At 39.2% G+C, this 17,755-nt stretch carries 22 protein-coding genes and 1 pseudogene; 1 reads left to right on the forward strand and 22 read right to left on the reverse strand.

Translation table 11 applies throughout. The annotated features are described in order from the left end of the window. Positions 1 to 7: 7 nt before the first annotated feature. The gene (locus tag EDX97_RS10705; RefSeq protein ID WP_128521154.1) at positions 8 to 523 is read right to left on the reverse strand and encodes an NAD(P)-dependent oxidoreductase; all 516 of its coding nucleotides are present in this window, start codon (positions 521 to 523) and stop codon (positions 8 to 10) included. Positions 524 to 614: 91 nt separating this feature from the next. Here EDX97_RS10705 and EDX97_RS10710 point away from each other — a divergent pair, with 91 nt between their 5' ends. Next, entirely contained in the window at positions 615 to 1,532 is a 918-nt protein-coding gene (locus EDX97_RS10710; protein WP_183164347.1) for an AEC family transporter, read from the forward strand. On the opposite strand, the gene EDX97_RS10715 is transcribed toward EDX97_RS10710, so the two are convergent. The 21 genes and pseudogenes from EDX97_RS10715 to nudC form a co-directional block, all read right to left on the reverse strand. Further along, positions 1,514 to 2,002 (reverse strand): hypothetical protein, encoded by a 489-nt coding sequence (locus EDX97_RS10715; RefSeq protein WP_128521156.1) that lies wholly within the window; start codon positions 2,000 to 2,002, stop codon positions 1,514 to 1,516. The two genes, EDX97_RS10710 and EDX97_RS10715, sit on opposite strands and share 19 nt — an antisense overlap. Beyond that, positions 1,999 to 2,826, reverse strand: a complete 828-nt coding sequence (locus EDX97_RS10720; RefSeq protein WP_221175949.1) for a carbon-nitrogen hydrolase family protein — start codon at positions 2,824 to 2,826, stop codon at positions 1,999 to 2,001. The genes EDX97_RS10715 and EDX97_RS10720 overlap by 4 nt, the downstream gene beginning before the upstream one ends. 34 nt (positions 2,827 to 2,860) lie before the next feature. Beyond that, positions 2,861 to 3,463 carry a PIN domain-containing protein gene (locus tag EDX97_RS10725; protein WP_128521158.1) on the reverse strand — a complete coding sequence of 201 codons (603 nt, stop codon included), beginning with the start codon at positions 3,461 to 3,463 and terminating at the stop codon, positions 2,861 to 2,863. Further along, entirely contained in the window at positions 3,463 to 4,251 is a 789-nt protein-coding gene (locus EDX97_RS10730) for a hypothetical protein (protein WP_128521159.1), read from the reverse strand. The genes EDX97_RS10725 and EDX97_RS10730 overlap by 1 nt, the downstream gene beginning before the upstream one ends. A 9-nt stretch (positions 4,252 to 4,260) precedes the next feature. Further along, positions 4,261 to 6,240: an ATP-dependent DNA helicase RecG gene (gene recG / locus EDX97_RS10735; RefSeq protein ID WP_128521160.1), complete on the reverse strand. Its 1,980-nt coding sequence runs from the start codon at positions 6,238 to 6,240 to the stop codon at positions 4,261 to 4,263. Beyond that, positions 6,209 to 6,895 carry a hypothetical protein gene (locus EDX97_RS10740; RefSeq protein WP_128521161.1) on the reverse strand — a complete coding sequence of 229 codons (687 nt, stop codon included), beginning with the start codon at positions 6,893 to 6,895 and terminating at the stop codon, positions 6,209 to 6,211. The genes recG and EDX97_RS10740 overlap by 32 nt, the downstream gene beginning before the upstream one ends. Position 6,896: 1 nt before the next feature. After that, a complete protein-coding gene (locus EDX97_RS10745) occupies positions 6,897 to 7,706 on the reverse strand; it encodes an LD-carboxypeptidase (protein WP_183164348.1) in 810 nt (269 codons plus the stop codon). 132 nt (positions 7,707 to 7,838) lie between these two features. Next, positions 7,839 to 8,573, reverse strand: coding sequence for a hypothetical protein (locus EDX97_RS10755; protein WP_128521164.1), 735 nt, complete (start codon positions 8,571 to 8,573; stop codon positions 7,839 to 7,841). Positions 8,574 to 8,699: 126 nt separating this feature from the next. Next, complete coding sequence (locus tag EDX97_RS10760; protein ID WP_128521165.1) at positions 8,700 to 9,461, reverse strand: hypothetical protein; 762 nt, start codon at positions 9,459 to 9,461, stop codon at positions 8,700 to 8,702. Continuing rightward, the gene (locus EDX97_RS10765) at positions 9,452 to 10,156 is read right to left on the reverse strand and encodes an ABC transporter ATP-binding protein (RefSeq protein ID WP_128521166.1); all 705 of its coding nucleotides are present in this window, start codon (positions 10,154 to 10,156) and stop codon (positions 9,452 to 9,454) included. Before EDX97_RS10765 ends, EDX97_RS10760 begins: the two co-directional genes overlap by 10 nt. After that, positions 10,149 to 10,520, reverse strand: a complete 372-nt coding sequence (locus tag EDX97_RS10770) for a GntR family transcriptional regulator (RefSeq protein ID WP_128521167.1) — start codon at positions 10,518 to 10,520, stop codon at positions 10,149 to 10,151. Before EDX97_RS10770 ends, EDX97_RS10765 begins: the two co-directional genes overlap by 8 nt. An 88-nt stretch (positions 10,521 to 10,608) precedes the next feature. Then, positions 10,609 to 11,073 (reverse strand): MarR family winged helix-turn-helix transcriptional regulator, encoded by a 465-nt coding sequence (locus EDX97_RS10775; protein ID WP_128521168.1) that lies wholly within the window; start codon positions 11,071 to 11,073, stop codon positions 10,609 to 10,611. Between the two features lie 2 nt (positions 11,074 to 11,075). Continuing rightward, positions 11,076 to 11,651: a histidine phosphatase family protein gene (locus EDX97_RS10780; RefSeq protein WP_128521169.1), complete on the reverse strand. Its 576-nt coding sequence runs from the start codon at positions 11,649 to 11,651 to the stop codon at positions 11,076 to 11,078. Then, a complete protein-coding gene (locus EDX97_RS10785) occupies positions 11,648 to 12,202 on the reverse strand; it encodes a histidine phosphatase family protein (protein WP_128521170.1) in 555 nt (184 codons plus the stop codon). Before EDX97_RS10785 ends, EDX97_RS10780 begins: the two co-directional genes overlap by 4 nt. Before the next feature lie 901 nt (positions 12,203 to 13,103). Beyond that, complete coding sequence (locus tag EDX97_RS10790) at positions 13,104 to 13,475, reverse strand: hypothetical protein (RefSeq protein ID WP_128521171.1); 372 nt, start codon at positions 13,473 to 13,475, stop codon at positions 13,104 to 13,106. 137 nt (positions 13,476 to 13,612) lie between these two features. Further along, positions 13,613 to 14,641, reverse strand: coding sequence for a hypothetical protein (locus EDX97_RS10795; RefSeq protein WP_128521172.1), 1,029 nt, complete (start codon positions 14,639 to 14,641; stop codon positions 13,613 to 13,615). A gap of 131 nt (positions 14,642 to 14,772) precedes the next feature. Beyond that, positions 14,773 to 14,985, reverse strand: a complete 213-nt coding sequence (locus tag EDX97_RS10800) for a hypothetical protein (RefSeq protein WP_128521173.1) — start codon at positions 14,983 to 14,985, stop codon at positions 14,773 to 14,775. Further along, a partial coding sequence (locus EDX97_RS10805) for a transketolase C-terminal domain-containing protein (RefSeq protein WP_276330017.1) occupies positions 14,976 to 15,209 on the reverse strand: 234 nt, incomplete at its 5' end. The genes EDX97_RS10800 and EDX97_RS10805, both read right to left, overlap by 10 nt. Position 15,210: 1 nt before the next feature. Then, positions 15,211 to 16,006: pseudogene (locus EDX97_RS10810) on the reverse strand (transketolase family protein); the annotation flags it as partial. Then, positions 16,006 to 16,824 (reverse strand): transketolase, encoded by an 819-nt coding sequence (locus EDX97_RS10815; RefSeq protein WP_128521174.1) that lies wholly within the window; start codon positions 16,822 to 16,824, stop codon positions 16,006 to 16,008. The gene EDX97_RS10815 and the pseudogene EDX97_RS10810, both read right to left, overlap by 1 nt. Positions 16,825 to 16,927: 103 nt before the next feature. Next, complete coding sequence (nudC, locus tag EDX97_RS10820; protein WP_128521175.1) at positions 16,928 to 17,755, reverse strand: NAD(+) diphosphatase; 828 nt, start codon at positions 17,753 to 17,755, stop codon at positions 16,928 to 16,930.

Below are 17,755 nucleotides of genomic sequence, written 5' to 3' on the forward strand. Positions count from 1 at the left end.
CTATTTCTTAAATAAAACCACCTAAAATCTTAAATACAAAAAAAGAGTGGAATCCACAAATTAGTGAAATCCCACCCAAAATCTTAAATACTCTTAAATAGAACGAATCCAATGCTAATAATTCTTGTTGCCATCCTTCCTTTGTAGGCGGTTCATCTTCAAATACATCCGCTGCATAGGCTTTTATTCCCTTATATTTGAGGGCTTCCAATGCATCTTTATCTTTGACGATTCCCCCACGAGATGCATTGACAAGAATTGCGGATTCTTTCATTGTTTTCAATTCTTCCATGCCAATCAAGCCAGTTGTTTCTTTCGTTAAAGGGACATGAATGGTAATATAATCGGAGGTTTGGAGGAGGTCTGGTAATGTACATTGTTTAGCCTTACATGACTTCAGTACTTCTAACGGAATAGGGAAGGCTTTGATAAATGCAGCGCCTGCTTTTAACGCATCTAAGCTTTCTGAATATGTGGTGCAACCCGGACTATATGGAATTTGATACAAATTGGCAATTTTCATAACTTCTGGCTCATAATTGGGGGAGCACCATGCAAAGACATGCTTTTTTTATTACTTTCAAATGTTTATACTTATTGAAGAGAGAATCCTTATGTCTACAATCTTAGTTTTTGAACAAATGATGGTCATCTTGCTTCTGATGTTAGTGGGTGCTCTTACCCAAAAGATCAAGAAGATTGATCAATCTCAACAACAATTACTTTCGTGGCTGGTCGTCAATGTCTTCAATCCTGCATTGAGCATTTCCAGTGTCTTATCCAATGATGCACCAGGCAATCTTACATATATTGCCTATACCTTTTGGATTGCCATTTTGATGTATGGCAGTTTTATTCTGCTTGGAAAAATCGTTACACGATGGATCAAAGATCCCTATGAAAGCATCATCTGGCAATGCATGATCAACTTTCCCAATGTCGGCTTTATTGGCATACCCGTTGTACGCGGTCTTCTTGGGAGTGAATATGTGATTTATGTTGCTTGTTTTGGCTTGGTTTTCAATGTATTGTTTTATACCTATGGCTTATCGTTGATCAAAGATCGTGACCATTCCTACAAACAGATCTTTAATATTGGAACGCTTTCCTCTGTTTGTGCCTTAGTTCTTTTTCTTTTCAACATTCGCCTTCCTTATGTATGTGCACAAACCCTCAATTATTTAGGAGAAGTATCCATTGCCTTGCCTTTAATGATCACGGGGATGACACTTGCTCAAGAAAAGGATCTTAAAAAGATGTTGTTGGATGGAAAAATGTATGGATTTACCTTCGCAAAGATGGTCATTTTTCCACTCATCGCTGGTCTATTCATGATACTGGCCCATGTCCCACAAGATCTTCAAGTGGTATCCTTATTGATGTTTGGTATGCCCGTTGCCAATCTTCCTCTCATTGTACTATCTGAAAAAGGATGGCCAACCAAACTTTGTTCCGAAAGCATTATTCTAACGACCCTATTATCCGTCGTGACCATCCCTCTTGTATTTATGATTTATGATTGTTTATTATGAATCTGCATCAAATACATCATAGAAAGAATGCCATTGACCAACATGCCAAAGATACCAATGACCAATAAAATGATCATGTGATTCATCTTGGCTTGTTTAAGATCCATGATACTTAATAAATGCAACATCGTTGGATGGAGCAATACCTGATGAACCTGATTGAGGGTTGGCCAAGCCAAGGTACATACAACCAAACAAATCCATGTTAAACCAATAGGGATCCAATCCTTGATGGATTTTTTATGATCTGGCACCAAATGGATGATCCAAACCATGGACAAAATCAAAAGAGCCAAGATATTTGATTTGACTAACCACAAATAATTGGATACCTTGCTCATAGCACTAACGGTTGGTGCAGCACTTAATGTCGATAATAAATAAATCCCGACAAAACAAGTCGCAAGACCGAGTAAACCACCCACGACACAAGCCATCAAACTGTTGCGATAAGAAAATATCTTTTTCATTGTTTCACCCACTTTTTCAATTCATAGACATCCTCTCTTCGAGCCGTCATCAAAGGCAATTGTCGACGAATATTTTCGACTTCCCGCAAATCGATATCGATCACTTTGGCACATCCTTTCTCATCCATTTCACTGACGATACTGCCCCAAGGCGATACGACCATCGAATGGCCCCAAGATACATAGCTTGCCTTTTCATCTCTGGCATCGGATGTAGCCACTACAAAACATTGATTGTCCATACCACGAGAGCGCAACATTAATTCCCAATGAGCCGGGCCTGTGGTCATGTTGAAAGAGGCTGGAACTAAGATGACTTTGGCTCCTTCTAAAGCCATCAATCGCACAAACTCTGGAAAGCGGCAATCAAAACAAATACAAAGACCCATCTTACCAAATTCGGTATCAAAGGTCGTACATTCATTCCCGGCTGTCAAGGTGTCGGATTCATGAAAGTGTTGACCCCCATCGATATCCACATCGAAAAAGTGGACCTTTCGATGTTTCGCAATCTGTCGCCCCTGTCGATCAAATACATAGGCTGTATTGTATATATGTCCCTTATCATCTTTTTCCGGAACCGAACCGGCTGATAAATAAACCCCAAACTTTGCGGCAATCGAAGACAATCGCGCCCATGTCGCTTCTTTCTCTTTTTCCGCATATTTAGGAAAACAATCCGTTTGATACGGACAATCAAACATTTCCCCAATCGTCACCAAATCAATCTTTTGATCCTTGTATTCATTGATTTTCGCTTCCAATGCATCTAAATTCTTTTCTTTTTCTTTATATACATGTGCTTGAATTTGTAGAATTCGCATTTTTATCATTCCTCACTGTAAAAAAAGCCACTATTTAGTGGCAGACTTCATTTTGTTTGTCTTGTTGGGCAGCCAGTTTAATTTCTGGCTTTAACTGCTTGTACATGACACTTCCCTTTTTCATGCCAAAGGTTTGTACCAATTCATTGTGGATATCCAATAACTCCTCATGATTCCGGGCTAAAATGTCCCGGACAATTTTGGCATCTTGATCATCCATGGTAGTAAGTGAAGTGGTTTGTGCCTTTGATTTGGTTTCCTCTTTCTTTTGTTGCTCAAAAGAAACGGCATCCAATCGCTGAACACTATAGCCTTTCTCACTCCAAAAAGAAACCAAGGCATCATATCCTGTATCTTTGGAAAAAATACAATATTGCGTTTTCGGTGCACTCTTGACTAAAAAACCCAGATACGAAGCCAATTGAAAATCTAAAGCATTCTTACCTGTACAACAAGGAATCGCTTCAAACGCATTTGGATATTGTACGATTTCCAACATATCCGCATAAGAAATATGTGGAGAATTCTCCGTATAAAATAAATAAATCTTATCATTTTTCGTTTTCTTTTCTAATAAGATCTTCCAAGATGATCCGACATTTTCGGTATCGACTAAATAAATGATTCGTTGTGGCATTATTTGATCTCCTCTATGGTATAACCAGAACCATATACACGCGAAACATACTCGCTATATTGTTTATTCTTGATTTCATCCTCCGACATCGTTGCTTCTTCACCATAAATATCATCCGTGACCACTTCTTTGGAATCATTGATTCTTGGTACGATCACCGTATAGTAAATGGTATAGTCGGTATCATTAACACGATATTGTAGATTGTGCATCTCTAAAATACGATCGCTATTGCCCTTCTTTTTGGATTTTAAGAAAGCTCGATAGATCGTCTGATTGGAACGCAACTTCACATTCGCATTGGATTGATTCAATTCGATGCGGAAAATATCTTCTTCATGATCGTCAATATACGTATCTGCAGCCGCATAGATATCTTGTAAATAAGATTTGGGAATCTTGGATACCGTCGCATATTGATCCGGCAAACCCGAAACCTTGATAGTCGTTGTGGTATGCGTTGGATGAAAATTATATTGACGCGCTAGACTTTTATCATACGTAGCTGTGATTTTCACTCGATCCCCATTGGATAAATCTGTATTCGGATCGGCTTTATATTTTACCGACTCTAAAAACGTTCGTGTTCTTTCATTGATATTAGTTGCCGGATTGGTCACGACCAAAGACGCATTCCCATTTTCACCTGTATATTCGAGTTTCATATTTTGGGTGACATCCACATTCACTTGCCGCATGAAAAAAGCATAACCAATCAATGTCAAGATGGCGATCATCGCCCCCACACTCACAAAATACAATAGTTTTTTTCGAATTCTTTCGTTCATGACTCTATTTTAATCAAAATACTGGGCATTGGCTATAGCTTTAGAAATAAAATCCAACATCGGCTGATCAATCTTTTGCTGTAAGATTTCCTCGGCATTCTTTACACATTCGTCCATCATGGCTTTATCTTTTTCCAAATCACCCAAGACAAAATTCGGTAAACCACTCTGTCGAACGCCTAAAAAATCACCAGGCCCACGTAAGCGCAAGTCATATTCCGTAATCGCAAAACCATCCGTGATCGTTTCCAATTTCTTTAAACGCTCGATGGCTTGGGAATCTTTCGAATCCGACAATAACCAACAATACCCTTGTTCCTTACCACGTGCTACACGCCCACGCAACTGATGCAACGTACTTAACCCAAAACGATGTGCATCATAAATAACCATCAACGTCGCATTGGGCACATCAATACCCACCTCAATGACCGTTGTCGAAACCAATACATCCAATTCCTTATTCACAAATTGATTCATCATAGCTTCTTTTTCTTCACTGGTCATCTGTCCATGCAACAAACCAATTCGTTTATCTTTCAACGTTTTTTTCATGCCTTCGTACACTTTGGTGGCCGATCGCATCGAAACTTCTGTCGAATCTTCAATCGCTGCACATACCACATAACACTGCCGACCCTCCTGTAATCCTTGGAGAATATCTTTAAGAATTGGTTTCATCGAAGTGCCTTTGACATATTTGGTTATGACTGGCTTTCGATGGGGTGGCATTGTCTTGATATTGGAAATATCCATATTGCCATAAATAAAATGGGCATAGGTACGCGGAATTGGTGTCGCTGACATCATCAAAAAATCCACATTTTTTCCTTTTTCCAACATCGAACGTCGCTGACGCACACCAAACCGCTGCTGTTCATCCGCAATCACTAAACCTAACTTTGAAAAATGCACTTGGTCTTGGAATAAGGCATGAGTACCCACAAAAATCAACATTTCACCCGAAGCCATGCCATCTAAAATAGTTTGTTTCTCTTTGGCAGAAAGCGCCGATACATACAATTGGGCATCCAAACCAAGAGCCCTCATCTTTTCATAATGTTGACGGGCTAAGATTTCCGTAGGCGCTAAGAAAGCCGATTGATATCCCGCTAGATACGAAGCATAAATCGCTGCCATCGCCACTATGGTCTTGCCACAACCCACATCACCTTGTACCAAACGAAACATCGTTTTACTACTATGCAGATCTTCACACACATCATCAATGGCCTGGGCTTGATCTTTGGTCAATGGATATGGTAATTGATGGATCCATGCATCAATCAAACTTTCATCAAAGATCTTCGGATCTTTCGAAGCACTGGTTGCTTGATTTTGTGTAGCTTGCATGACACATTGAAAACATAAAAACTCCTCATATTTTAAAGTGCGTAGAGCATATCGCAAATGCTTCGAATCCTGGGGATGATGTACCCATAATAAAGCTTGTCCATGTTCCAATAAACGATATTTTTCACGATACCGATGCGGAATCACATCTTCCACTTCATAGCGAAAAGCTAAGGCTTGATCCATGATCTTTTGAAATTCTTTTTGATGCATACCTTGCGGTAAGGTATACACCGGATGCATGCCTAATTGTTTGGATAAAGGTTCAAAATTATAGTTGGTGGCCGTAAATTTATTCTTTCCTTTGTATTGACCAAATACCGTAATATCTTTGCCAAAGGTAAATTGTTGGGTCCACGGACGATTAAACAACGTCACTTCAATTTCTTGATCATACGAAATAACTGTAAATTTCGTCATGGAACGATTCTTCCCAAAACGAATGACTCGTGCCAGACTACAAATCAATCCTTCAAAACAAACATGATCATTTTCTTGCCATTGGGAATATGGAATGATTTCGATGGTTTCATAACGAAAGGGATAAGTCGACAAAAGATCTTCGACCGAATCAATTCCCATCTTAACCAATAAGCCATGCCGTCTACTTGTGAGCTTTAATACGCTTAAATCCATTCTCTTTACCTATTTGATTGACTACATATAACCAAATGCCACTTTCGAAAAGACTCAACACAAAATAAATGACAATCACGATCAAGGCCATACCAATCGCCGATGCAAAATGCACCTGCATCCAAGTGACCATGGTCCAACCAAACCACGTATTATTGGCCAAAGCCATAGATTTGGCCACACTTTCTAATGATGTCAACGCATAGACATTTCGCGTCAATGTATCCAAACCTACCAAAATGATCAAATAGGCGGTACAACCTTTCCACAATCCCATCTTTTGTGGTTTTTTCTGCTTCGCCAATCGATAGTTCACACCAATTTGTACTGGCATCCACAATAAAACGATCAAACCATATGCCACCTGTAAGACAATGGCAGCTACATCATTTTTAACGGAAATATTCAAACAAACTAACAGTACAAACTGAAAAAGAAATTGCACCAAGATGACGATCAAACCTTCGTTCCATTCGATCTTGCGATGAATGTCCCACAATTCCATACATAATTTATAAAGTCCTACGCTCCACAAGACCCCAATCAATAAGACCAAGGGAACATAGTTGGTGGCATGCGCAGCAATATAGAAATAAGCCAGATCATAGATCACGCTCATGCCAAAGTAATAAAGAAAATATTTTGCCTTTACCATATTACCCCTCCAATCGAACAGCTTTGGAATGCTTTCCATGACCAAAAGGTGCATGGAATGATACCGGTATCGGATACGAACTGGTAATCGTACACAATACATCATAGTCGTTTTCGGCTTCCAATTGTGTAAATTCTCCCAATGTCAAAGAAGCAATCTGATCGATCACACCCATATCTTCCAATTGGGCAAAGAACGAACGAATACGATAGGCATTGCCCGAACGACTTTCCAGATACAATGGAACACCTGTCAAGTTGGGAAAATATTGGGTTCCTGCCAATTTCAAGAAACACCGAATATTTCCACCCAAACCAGAACCAATCATTAAATCATTGGATCGATAAGAAAGATAATTCCTTAAATCCGTTTTATTTTGATTCTGCTTGATTTGAAACAATACACAAGGTCGATACGATGCCAATACATTCAATATACAAGTCAGATCACTATAGCCATGAAACAGAGCATGGCTGGTGCGATACGCCTCCAAATCCAAATAACGAATGGTCTCATTGGCAAGATCTCCACCCGATACATCAAAGATAAAATCAAATGGCTGAGTCATCCAATCATTAAAAATGGAAGCTCTTTGTTTCGGTGTAGCTGCTTGAAAAAGGAATGGAGATAGGCAAACCTTATGGCCCCATGCCCTCAGTTCAGTCAATGTAGAAACAAGAGATCCTTCTTTGACTGGATCGGATAATCCCAATAAGCCAATCGTTGCCATATCAATCTTGCTCTTTTCTAAATAGGATCCATACAACGATAAGGATGATCCAGACCCACCAATAATGAAAAAAGAGGCCAAGCAAAGCAAAGACAATAGAGAAAATAATCAAAAAGGGCAAGCTTACCAAAAAGATGGCTAAACCCGCCAAAATACATGCGATAACTAAAATAAATAATGCAGTTAACATACAATTTCCTTCCTATGTAGTTATTATACTACATCCACTTCTACAATCTGTTCCTGCTCTTTTAAGAGGGCATACCACAATTTCGACCCATCGTTTTCTTCTTCATCTTCCAACCGCACACCGACATACCCACGTTTTTCCAGGATGCTTTTGTTGCGCAATCGCGCAGGTTCATCTTTCATGGAATAATAATAGGGTTCAGGAGTGGTATCAGGACCGTAACAAGGAATGTCGGGATCCAAGGCAAAGACGGCATATAAAATACAAGAGGTTTTGATTTGCCGACAAACCATTTCTTTCGATATATCCAACATGGAGAAGAAAATGCCTTTTTGTCGATAGCTTTTTGTTACATAGGCATTGGTAAAAAAGATGACTTCACCAAAAAAGGTTTCTTCTTTTTTACTTTGACAATAGGGATAGGCCAAATCAGGGAAATAGTAGTGGCACAAGGTATAATACTCCAAATTGGACCAATCGGAATCCAGCGTAATGGCATCATACACACTTTCTTTTTTCAGGACATCATCCAGCGAACCATGCATAAAAGAAAGATCCGCAATGACTTGGTCTTGATCATACACCAACAAGATTCCTCGCTCCAACCCATTTACGATGGGATATAAGAGAAAGACATAGATCCATTCATCAATTTGTTCTATATGGACACTTGTCTTTTCACAAAATTCAACATAGGAACATTGTAAAAAAGAACGTAATAAGGTATAAGTTCGATTCATATATTCTTGTTTATTCATAAAACAACCTTAACATAAAAAGGCCACGAAAAACATGGCCGACACAATCGTCTTGTCGATAGGTGGTGATTTAGATGAACAAGACTCTCCGATCTTTAAAAATATTAGAATAATTTCAAAAGGATCCTAAACAATATCCGTATGTTTTGTGAGCAGATAGCGCGCACTCAGATAATTGATCACGATCAAACAAGCCGTTATGGCACATATGATCCATCCATACTGAAGGATATAGGGCCAAACTTTGGTGTTCGTTGCTTCAACGATCACAGAATCCATATGGTTGGTATACCACAATGTTGCACGCATCCACGCAAACAACATCACAAAGAAACAAGCAATATATTCAATGACCAAGACCAAGCGATCATGGTTTGGAAAATGATTGGCAATGGTTGTCGCAATTTGTGCCCAAGTTGAAAACCAAACAAACTCTAAGATCAAACCAACCATCAACAAGACCCATAATTGACCGGGCACTTGCGAAATGATTGTATGGAAATCAGACCAGTCGATCGAACCCGGATCAATGACCATGCCTGTAAATAGTATGACCACAAACAATACCACTTGATTGATCAAGCCCCAAATCACATATCCCAACGTATGTGACAACATCAAACTATCCACAGTAACTGGCAATGAATGATAGACATAACTTTCTTTCTCAAAAGTTCGTGCTTTGAATCGTTTGATAAAACTGATATGGACCATGAATTGGGAAATGACCAATACGACACCAAATATAAAATATAAGATATCCGATAAAATCGGCATGATATTTTCAAAACCACGAGCAACCAAAATCAACACAAACAAAGAAAGATGCAACAGCCCCAAATTCCAACTGACACTTTTCATGTCATATTTAAAAAGTTTTAGTAACATTTGAATACCTCCTTGAAATATTCATTGACCGATTGACCATGTCCTTCGCGAATCGCGTCAACGCTTTCAGCCGTTACGATCTTTCCTTCATTGATCATGATCACATCATCCAAGATGCTTTCCACATCCGTGATCAAATGCGTTGAAATCAATAACGATGATTTTTCCGTATCAAAATTAGAAAGAATGGTATGCAGGATATAATCACGAGTAGCTGGATCAACACCGCCAATTGGCTCATCCAAAATATAGAGTTTTGCATTTCTTGCCATACACAAGATCAAAGCCACCTTTTCTTTATTTCCCTTGGATAAAGCTTGCATACGCATATCTTGATCAATGTGCAATTCACTCATCATTTCTAAGGCACGATCCAAATCAAAATCCATATAAAAATCATCATAGAAATTCACTAAATCTCTGACTTTCATCTTAGGATCATAACACTCCACATCCGGTAAATACGAAACAAAAGCTTTCGTTTCTACACCTGGCTCCAATCCATCGATTTCAATGGAACCACTTGTTGGCATCAATAAGGTTTGCATTAGTTTCATCAACGTGGTCTTACCCGAACCATTGGGACCCAATAAACCAACGATTCGCCCATTTTCACACGTAAAATTTATATGATCCAAAGCCACCTTATGACTCGAATATATTTTTGTTAGATCTTTACATACAATTTTACTCATCTTTCTCTCCCTCAACTTTCTGAATCGCTTCGATCACTGCTTGGGTATCTAAACCCAAATCAGCCATATGCGATAAAAATGTTTGAATTTCTGCTTGTGCATATTCCCTTTTCATTTGTTGGATCCTTTCTTGATCATCTGTTATAAATCGACCATTTGTACGTTGTGAAACAACCAATCCCTTTCGTTCCAATTCCGCCATGGCACGTTGTACCGTATTGGGATTGACTCCAATCGCCAATGCCAAGGCACGTACCGAAGGCAATTGCGATTGCGGCGGATATTTTCCCTTCATGATATCCTTTTCTATATGCTCAACAATCTGAAGATAAATCGGACGATCCGTGTCCAACTTCCATTTCATGTCATCACCTCCTGTATTAGTGTATTAATCTCTTAGTACACTAATACAATAACACAACAGGCAGAAAAGTCAACAAAAAAGAAGAAGATCATTCATCCTCTTCTTCTGCATGTAAGATCTTGTCCAAGTCTTCCAACATTCGTAACAATTGAACCAATCGATCCTTACCAAACTGTTCTACGACATGTCGATATTTTTTGACCACAGCACATCGTTGTTTATCACATGCCGCTTTCCCATGTTCGGTCAAATAGACATAGGTTCCTTCCGAACCATCCCCTTCATATGCACGATCTACTAGTTCTTGTTCTTGCAGTTCATCAACGATCTTTGCGGTTTCCATCATAGAAATGGTCAAATGATCCGATAAATCACGTACAAAGACCTTATCTTGATCGTCTAGGCGCGTTTCTTCTTCAATATAAAATAACGCCACATACGCCGGAACCGAGAGTCCCATCATACGATGAATCAAAGATGTACGATCCACCGCAAATTTTTGAAACATCAATTCATTGAAAAGATCCAACGTGTCCATGTCTTTTTTATGCATAGTTAAACCTCCTTTTGGGGTAATTGAATCAATTGCCATTGGTTATCTTGATAATCAAAAATCGTTAATGAACAATTGGGGACCAACTGAGAAATATGTGGACGAGTCTTGGCAATATCCGGTCGTAAATATTCGATCGTACGAGCAATGACCGCGCCATGACTCACAACCAAAACATTGTCTTGGTCCGCATATTTTTCCAATGTATGCATGAAACGGGCTCTTGCATCATCACGATTTTCTCCGCCACAAAATGCAAACCCAATCCAATCTTGTTCAGGATCCGGTCGTGATACCGCAAATGGATCTCCCTCTTTTTTGCCAAAAAAGACTTCTCGTAAACCCTTTTCATACTTATAAGGAATGCCCCGATTGGCAATGATATAGTGCATCGTATCCATCGCTCGCTCCGAAGTCGAAGATAGCGCCAACGAAAAAGACTTGTCCATCAACTTGGCACCAATTTCCTTGGCTTGTTGGATACCTTCTGGCTGCAAGGGGCTATCACACCACCCTTGATATAAGCCTTTCTTATTAAATAACGTCTTGCCATGACGAACGACATAAAATCTTGTCATATCAAAACCTCCGGATAGCTGACCAAGGACAACTGTCCATCTTCACACGCAATCTTCATCATGGAACAATTGGGCATGATATCATTGTAGTTTGGATCTAAATCATGGATCACCTCTCGCAAGACCGTACCATGACTGACCACCAATACATTTCGATTGCCAACATGTTTGGCAATGGTGATCAAACGGCGTTCCACACGCAGACCTGCTTCATCAAAGTTTTCGCCACCCCAAGCAGTATAATCCCGTCGTGGACTTTCTAATAGAGGACGACGATCTCCCCCTTCTAAACTACCAAACCCAACTTCTTTTAGATCTTTGTAGAAAAGGACGGGAAAACGCTCTTGCGTGATGGTCAATAACGTATCTCTAGCTCGCTCACTCGTACTGGAAACCCCTAAAATAAATTCAATCGGACTGATCTTTTCAGCCATTAATTGCGCTTGATGTACGCCCAAAGGGGTCAAAGGCGAATCCGACCATCCTTGTATCAACTCTTTGACATTAAATAACGTCTGTCCATGTCGGACAATATAAAACATTGTTTTCATAATTGTATTGTAACATAGTTTATAAAATAGCGTTTCATACAATTCAATATAATGTTGCTAGTGTGCTTTATATAAAGGAGATATTGAATTACATCTATATTAGCAATTCATACAACTACATTAAAAAACCTAGCCAAAACCTAACCAAAATCTAACTAAGAAAGAGAGATAAAAACAATGACAATCAAACAAATCAGAACAAAAAAAAGGATACACATCAAAAGACTTTGCCCATTTAATTGGTACATCTGAATGCACCTATCTTAAAAAAGAAAATGGACAATCCAAATTTACATCTATAGAAATTATAAAGATTTTTAATTTATGTGATGTGGCATTAGATTCTATTCAACTTTGAAACAAATAGATAAAGCAAAGAGGCAAAACAAGCCTCTTTTTTTACTGATTCCCATTTTTGGGATGTGATCCCGTTTTAGGATTGTACTTGAATCCTATGTATAACGTGTGATTTTTGCATAATTTATTGGTCTATGTCCTAGTTTGCTCTTGCTTTTAAAAATACCTCTTATTTTCCTTGTTTCAAGGTGCTAGGAGGAGGAAAACCGACATGGGAAAATTAAAAGAGCTTGTTAAACTGCTCAAGTTAATTAACAAGCTCTTAAGAGAATTAATAATCATGGTTTTATATATAGCTGTGATCATAAAAATAATTGAGGCTTTATTATAAAGCCTCTTTTATTATAGCATGTCGAAAAATATATGAAAGAAAAAAAGAATTGATCATGACATTCATCATATATTTATTATAACATGTATATCATTGAATGCCACTTTGGTTATTTTTTCGTATCTTTACAAAGTTGATTCTATCCGCTTTGTAAGGCAAAAAAAGAAAAGCCTGTTTCACAAGGAAACAAGCCATTATATAGATAGGCATCGATCATTCATTCTGTTTTTTGATGATAGCTTGAAAGACTTTTTTGATCTTTTCCGCTTCGGTACGATCCGCAAAATAGGCATCGGTATTGAAATAAACGGATTTTGTGGATACATAAATCGCTAAAGTTTCATTTGATTTTGTGATGATGCGTAAACCTACATAAAAACTTGGTTCACCCATTATCGTAAAGAAGGCAGTTCCACCTAAAACCTGATGAAAAAAAGGTTCCGTTTTCCCTCTATATTTTGCCTCTTCATTCAATATCGAACATTTCTTCACATCACCAAATGGATAGATTCCAATTGTCCCATCTTTGATCTCATACTTTTTATTCTCTGAATCAAAGACAACACTTCGATATTCTTTTTGCATGTGTTTCTCCGTTTCTAGGATCGACGCTCTTTCTACGTATAGAATATCATAGACATATGCTTCATATAGATTTAACTTTTTAGTATGGCAAAACAAGTAAAAAAATTGTCTTTCATTGAAAGACAACCTCATACTGATTATTGATTTCGTTTCTTCAAGATTGGCAGACCAAGCGCTCCCATTGCCGAAGCCAAAGCTGCAACAAACCATGTACCACTATGACTCGAAACCCCTGTATCGACACTCGAAGTCGTTGTCGATTTTTCTTCTTTTATTGGTGTAGCTGTAGCTGCATTTGTGGAAGTTCCCTTCTTGTTGGTGTTCACAGATACTGTATTTGTTCCATTGGCATTGGTCGTATTCGTTCCATTCACGCTCTGGGCAGCAACAATCGTTAAAGTACCATCCATTTCACAATGCGTATGGAATCCGATACTCATGACTTCATCATCAGGTCCATAAACAATATGTACTTTTAATGCTTGTCCAACTGGCAGACTTTCCAAATACGATGGCATGACTTGAATGATCGTTCCATTATTATAATAAGAAGATAAATATTGTTCACCGACATCCACATAGGTGATTTTATAGTCATTTTCATTTAATGGCTTACCATTCATCAGGATCTTATCAAAATCGCCAAGTGAACTATTGATCTTCAGTGTCAATGGCGTTTGTGAACCTTTGGTCCATGTTGCATCTTTTCCATTTGTGATGCGATAATCTGCATTCCAGACTGTGAAAAATTTTAACTCTCCGGTTATATTGGCGGGAATACTGTGTTGAGGCCCCATCAAGTTGCTATTATTAACACAAATCCAGCCTCCAAACGTTAACCCATCCTTTTTCAATTCAGGAAGCGGGGTTTCCACACCAGATGTGTAACTGGTCATTTCTGGTACGGATACGCCAGGCATCTTATTACTTAACGTAAGCGAATACGTTTGTTGTTCCTGGGCTTGTACCGGTGTCGCACTCACATTTGGATCTTCTTGTACGACGGGTGTTGCTTCCTGTGTTGTTGTTTCTTGTGTCGTTTGCTCTGTTGTTGTTTCATCGATTGGGCTTGCTTCATCCGCTAACACCTTGGTAGCTGGTGTAAAACCAAATACAAGTGCTGCGGCTGCAGCTGCATATAATGCATGATACGTTTTCTCTCTCATTTAATAAATCTCCTTAAACAATTTACTTTTCTTTAGTATAATCCATATACTTCTCTTTCACAAGTCCATTGAAGATATTTAATATGTATATCCTGCATACATAAAAAAAGAAGCATGTTTGACCATGCTTCTTATAAGAAATCATCCAAATTTTGGTCAGCCAATGCCAGCCAATCCATTCCGTCTGCATCACCCGATAGAATGGATGCTACACTTGATTTAACCTTGGGTGGACACAACCGACCAATCACCTTTCCATTTTTGGTGATTTCAATTTCTTCTTGATGTGCTTTTTTTATGAAACCTTCTAAATCTGCTTGAACATCTTTCAGATCTACTTGCATAAATTCTTAACATATTCAGCAATATGTTTTGCGTTTAATCCATAGTGATCCAACAATTCAGCTGGTGTACCACTTTGTCCGAATGTATCCTGTACACCCAACATATATTGTGGACAACGATTGGTTTCTGAAGCCAATACTTCCGCTACCGCTCCGCCTAAGCCGCCGATCACATTGTGTTCTTCAACCGTTACGATCGCATCATGGGTCTTGGCCAATTCTTTNTGGTTTCTGAAGCCAATACTTCCGCTACCGCTCCGCCTAAGCCGCCGATCACATTGTGTTCTTCAACCGTTACGATCGCATCATGGGTCTTGGCCAATTCTTTGATCAAATCCGCATCGATTGGTTTGATCGTATTGATATTGACTACCGTTGGATCAAAATCCAATTCTTTTGCAGCTTCCAAAGCTTCCTGTACCATCATACCAGTTGCGACAATAGCGACTTTTTCACCTTTTTGCATGACGATACCTTTACCATATTCATATGTATAGGTCTCTGGATCATTGACCGATTCAACCGCCAATCTTCCTAGACGGACATAACATGGTCCATCAATATTGGCTACGGCCTTAACGATAGCTTTAGCTTCTGGTCCATCACATGGTTGGAAGACATGCATATTTGGGATGGCACGCATCAAAGCAATATCTTCCAATGCCTGGTGCGATGCACCATCTTCACCAACGGTGATACCTGCATGCGTTGCACAAATCTTTACATTCAAGTTTGGATAGCAGATACTGTTGCGCACCTGGTCATAGGCACGTCCAGTTGCGAATACCGCAAAGGTCGATGCATACGCGATCTTGCCGCTGGCTGCCAGTCCAGCTGCTACTGCCATCATATTGCCTTCGGCAATTCCCATATCAAAATGACGTTCGGGACATACTTTCTTGGCTTCGCCTGATTTCGTACTGCCTGCTAAGTCTGCATCCAATACGACAACATTTTTATTTTCTTGCACTAATTCTGCAATTGCCTCTCCATAGGCTGCACGGGTTGCCTGTTTTGCCATTATTCATTGCCCTCCAATTCTGCCATTGCTTGTTCATATTGTTCTTTGTTTGGTGCCTTACCATGCCATCCGGCCTGGTCTTCCATGAAGCTGACACCTTTTCCTTTGGTCGTGTTCCACAAAATACATGCTGGTTTGCGCTTTACGCTCAAGGCATAATCAAATGCTGCCTTGATATCTTCAAAATCATGACCATAAGCTTTCACAACTTCAAAACCAAACGCTTCAAATTTCTTGTCCAATGGATAGACATTCATGACATCTTCCACTTTTCCATCGATCTGCAAGTGGTTGCAGTCAACCATGAATGTGATATTGTCCAGGCCATAATGGCTCGCTGCCATAGCAGCTTCCCATACTTCACCTTCCTGGCATTCACCATCACCTAATAAAGTGAAGATATGATGTTTATTGTTGTCTAACTTATTGGCGATAGCCATTCCAACAGCCGTGGATACACCTTGACCCAATGATCCCGTTGACATATCGACGGCATCGATATAGTTCATATTTGGATGTCCCTGCAATTTGGAACCAAATTTACGGAACGTCTTGATATCATCCTCTGTCAAAAAGCCTTTTTCTGCCAAAACACTGTATAAAGCAGGTGTAACATGTCCCTTGCTCAATACGAAACGATCACGATCGATTCCTTTGACATTGTCTTTGTTGATGTCCATCACTTCAAAATACAGATACGTCAAGACATCCGCTGCTGATAAGGATCCACCTGGATGGCCAGATTGACCTGAATAGACAGCAGTCAAGATATTCTTGCGAACATTGTTTGCATGTTTCTTTAATTCTTCTACTTGCATATGCGTCTCCTTTTCCTTAAATTTCGTACGTTTGCCAATTCAAATTATACATCATTTTTAAATGAAATAAACAATATTTCTATACTTATACATTTGTTCCGTATTACTTCGAATCTAGACAATCCAAAACATGGGCACCATGTTCTTTAAAGAACATCATCATATCGTTCGTTAAGGATAAATCATCTGGTTCATCATTCAATTCATCCTGAGCAATAAAACGAGCTTTGGCCAATTCTTCTTGTTCCAAAGTGATGTTTGGATCGCCATCCAATTCACAAAAGAACCCCAACAATAAATTCAAATCAAATCCCCAAGGCTGCGATTTATAATACTGAATATTTTTCACATGTAAGCCCACTTCTTCCATGACCTCACGACGTACGGTATCTTCTGGGGTTTCTCCAATTTCACAAAAACCCGCAATCAAAGCATGACCCTTATACGTTCGATGCGCATATCGTGTCACTAAGATCGAATTCTTATATAACACACCAACAATCACGGCCGGCATGATATTTGGATACACCCGATTATGACAAGAAGGACAACGCATCGCCCGTTCACTATGGGCAGGAATCATCGGTTGGCCACATATGCCACAATACCGATTCTTCGAATACCATACATATAAATGATACGCGGTAACCGCCGCAAACTGCGTTTTCTTTGGTTTTTGATGACGCAACGCATGAATATCCTGATACGATAGATGATCTTGTTTTTCTAAAGCCAAGAAATAATGCGTTTCATCAATGGCGAATAAATACTGTACTGGACCATGAATCTCTCGATACGTAGGAAGCAGTAATGGATCCATGCCTTTTAAGGCAATCTTTTTGCCATCAAAGACCAAGACGGGATCTTCATCTTCGGGATCCAAATGCAAATAACTTAAATCAAATGTACTTGGTTGAATATCTTGAATCAT

Source organism: Absicoccus porci (genome assembly GCF_003725415.1).
GTDB lineage: Bacteria > Bacillota_I > Bacilli_A > Erysipelotrichales > Erysipelotrichaceae > Absicoccus > Absicoccus porci.

What these genes read in the sequence shown, in the direction of transcription:
- EDX97_RS10705 (WP_128521154.1), bottom strand. Translation starts at nt 523, where the DNA reads ATGAAAATTGCCAATTTGTATCAAATTCCATATAGTCCGGGTTGCACC.
- EDX97_RS10710 (WP_183164347.1), top strand. Translation starts at nt 615, where the DNA reads ATGTCTACAATCTTAGTTTTTGAACAAATGATGGTCATCTTGCTTCTG.
- EDX97_RS10715 (WP_128521156.1), bottom strand. Translation starts at nt 2,002, where the DNA reads ATGAAAAAGATATTTTCTTATCGCAACAGTTTGATGGCTTGTGTCGTG.
- EDX97_RS10720 (WP_221175949.1), bottom strand. Translation starts at nt 2,826, where the DNA reads ATGCGAATTCTACAAATTCAAGCACATGTATATAAAGAAAAAGAAAAG.
- EDX97_RS10725 (WP_128521158.1), bottom strand. Translation starts at nt 3,463, where the DNA reads ATGCCACAACGAATCATTTATTTAGTCGATACCGAAAATGTCGGATCA.
- EDX97_RS10730 (WP_128521159.1), bottom strand. Translation starts at nt 4,251, where the DNA reads ATGAACGAAAGAATTCGAAAAAAACTATTGTATTTTGTGAGTGTGGGG.
- recG (WP_128521160.1), bottom strand. Translation starts at nt 6,240, where the DNA reads ATGGATTTAAGCGTATTAAAGCTCACAAGTAGACGGCATGGCTTATTG.
- EDX97_RS10740 (WP_128521161.1), bottom strand. Translation starts at nt 6,895, where the DNA reads ATGGTAAAGGCAAAATATTTTCTTTATTACTTTGGCATGAGCGTGATC.
- EDX97_RS10755 (WP_128521164.1), bottom strand. Translation starts at nt 8,573, where the DNA reads ATGAATAAACAAGAATATATGAATCGAACTTATACCTTATTACGTTCT.
- EDX97_RS10760 (WP_128521165.1), bottom strand. Translation starts at nt 9,461, where the DNA reads ATGTTACTAAAACTTTTTAAATATGACATGAAAAGTGTCAGTTGGAAT.
- EDX97_RS10765 (WP_128521166.1), bottom strand. Translation starts at nt 10,156, where the DNA reads ATGAGTAAAATTGTATGTAAAGATCTAACAAAAATATATTCGAGTCAT.
- EDX97_RS10770 (WP_128521167.1), bottom strand. Translation starts at nt 10,520, where the DNA reads ATGAAATGGAAGTTGGACACGGATCGTCCGATTTATCTTCAGATTGTT.
- EDX97_RS10775 (WP_128521168.1), bottom strand. Translation starts at nt 11,073, where the DNA reads ATGCATAAAAAAGACATGGACACGTTGGATCTTTTCAATGAATTGATG.
- EDX97_RS10780 (WP_128521169.1), bottom strand. Translation starts at nt 11,651, where the DNA reads ATGACAAGATTTTATGTCGTTCGTCATGGCAAGACGTTATTTAATAAG.
- EDX97_RS10785 (WP_128521170.1), bottom strand. Translation starts at nt 12,202, where the DNA reads ATGAAAACAATGTTTTATATTGTCCGACATGGACAGACGTTATTTAAT.
- EDX97_RS10790 (WP_128521171.1), bottom strand. Translation starts at nt 13,475, where the DNA reads ATGCAAAAAGAATATCGAAGTGTTGTCTTTGATTCAGAGAATAAAAAG.
- EDX97_RS10795 (WP_128521172.1), bottom strand. Translation starts at nt 14,641, where the DNA reads ATGAGAGAGAAAACGTATCATGCATTATATGCAGCTGCAGCCGCAGCA.
- EDX97_RS10800 (WP_128521173.1), bottom strand. Translation starts at nt 14,985, where the DNA reads ATGCAAGTAGATCTGAAAGATGTTCAAGCAGATTTAGAAGGTTTCATA.
- EDX97_RS10815 (WP_128521174.1), bottom strand. Translation starts at nt 16,824, where the DNA reads ATGCAAGTAGAAGAATTAAAGAAACATGCAAACAATGTTCGCAAGAAT.
- nudC (WP_128521175.1), bottom strand. Translation starts at nt 17,755, where the DNA reads ATGATTCAAGATATTCAACCAAGTACATTTGATTTAAGTTATTTGCAT.